Source organism: Sinimarinibacterium flocculans (genome assembly GCF_003201205.1).
GTDB classification, from domain to species: Bacteria; Pseudomonadota; Gammaproteobacteria; order Nevskiales; family Nevskiaceae; genus Solimonas; species Solimonas flocculans.
Genome location: NZ_QICN01000032.1, coordinates 1 through 1,323 on the forward strand (window position 1 = coordinate 1; position 1,323 = coordinate 1,323).

Consider the following 1,323-nt stretch of genomic DNA (forward strand, 5'->3'; position numbering starts at 1 on the left):
TGGAGTTGACCCGTTCTCGCGGACACCTGATCTTTTGAGAGAAGGAGTCCGATATGCCCAAGAGTCGAGCGCCGTACCCGGCGGATTTTCGCCAACAGATGATCGAGCTGGTACAGGCAGGCCGCACGCCGGCTGAGCTGGCCCGAGAGTTCGAATGCACTGCACAGACCATTGCCAACTGGGTGGCCCAGGCCGCGCGTGACGCCGGCAGGCCGCTGCCCGGCAAGGATGGCCTGACCACAGCCGAGCGCGATGAGCTGACGCGCCTGCGCCGCGAGAATCGCCAGCTCAAGATGGAGCGCGACATCCTGTCAAAGGCTACAGCCTGGTTCGCCGGAAGAGCCGAGAAGACGTCCACCCCGTCTTCGAACTCGTGATGGCGAACCAGGCCAAGTATCCGGTCCGTTCCCTCTGCCGCGTGCTCAAGGTCTCGCCGAGCGGCTTCTACGCTTGGCGTGATCGTCCGCCGAGCCAGCGGTCTCTGGCCGATGCGGTCATGGCCGAGCGCATCCGCACGATCCACGCCGAGTCCGACGACAGCTACGGAATGTCGCGCGTGCGAGCCGAGCTGATCGACCAAGGCGTCACGATCAGCCGCAAGCGGGTCGCACGCTTGATGCGCAAGGCGCGCATCCGAGGCATCAGCCGGCGGCGCGGCTTTGTCGTGACCACTGAGCGCGATCCGCGTCAGCGGCCGGCGCCGGATCTGGTGCAGCGCCGCTTCATCGCCAATGGGCCGAACCAGCTCTGGGTGGCGGATATGACCTACATCCCGACGTGGGCGGGCTTCCTGTATCTGGCGATGGTTCTGGATGTCTGGAGCCGCCGCGTCGTCGGATGGGCGATCGGCGAGCGCATGACGGCCGATCTGGTGCTCAGCGCACTGGACATGGCCATCGAGCAGCGCAAACCCGACGAGGTCATCCATCACAGCGATCAAGGCAGCCAGTACACCAGCATCGCCTTCGGCGACCGCTGCCGGAAGATGGGCGTGCGTCCGTCGATGGGCACCGTCGGCGATGCCTACGACAACGCCATGGCCGAGAGCTTCTTCGCCAGCCTGGAATGCGAACTGCTCGACCGACGCAGCTTCAAGAGCAAGACCGAAGCGCGTCTGGCCGTCTTCACCTGGATCGAGGGCTGGTACAACCCGCGTCGGCGGCACTCGGCGCTGGGCTACCAGTCGCCTCTCAACTACGAACGGAGCAACCCGAACCTGCATTGCCAACCACCATCGACAGCCGCCAAGCTCCGCACAGCGGAGACTGAATCCATCGCTTGAGAATCAAGCGACCACCTGTCCGTGAGAGCGGGTCAACTCCA

The 1,323-nt window shown here is 64.8% G+C and carries 1 protein-coding gene; it reads left to right on the forward strand.

The genetic code is table 11. The annotated features are described in order from the left end of the window. Positions 1-53 precede the first annotated feature (53 nt). Positions 54-1,282 (forward strand): IS3 family transposase gene (locus tag C8D93_RS20265; RefSeq protein WP_422635962.1). Its coding sequence is split into 2 segments (ribosomal slippage): positions 54-312 and positions 312-1,282, totalling 1,230 coding nucleotides; the frame shifts between segments, so codons are not numbered across the junction. The last annotated feature ends 41 nt before the right edge of the window (positions 1,283-1,323 follow it).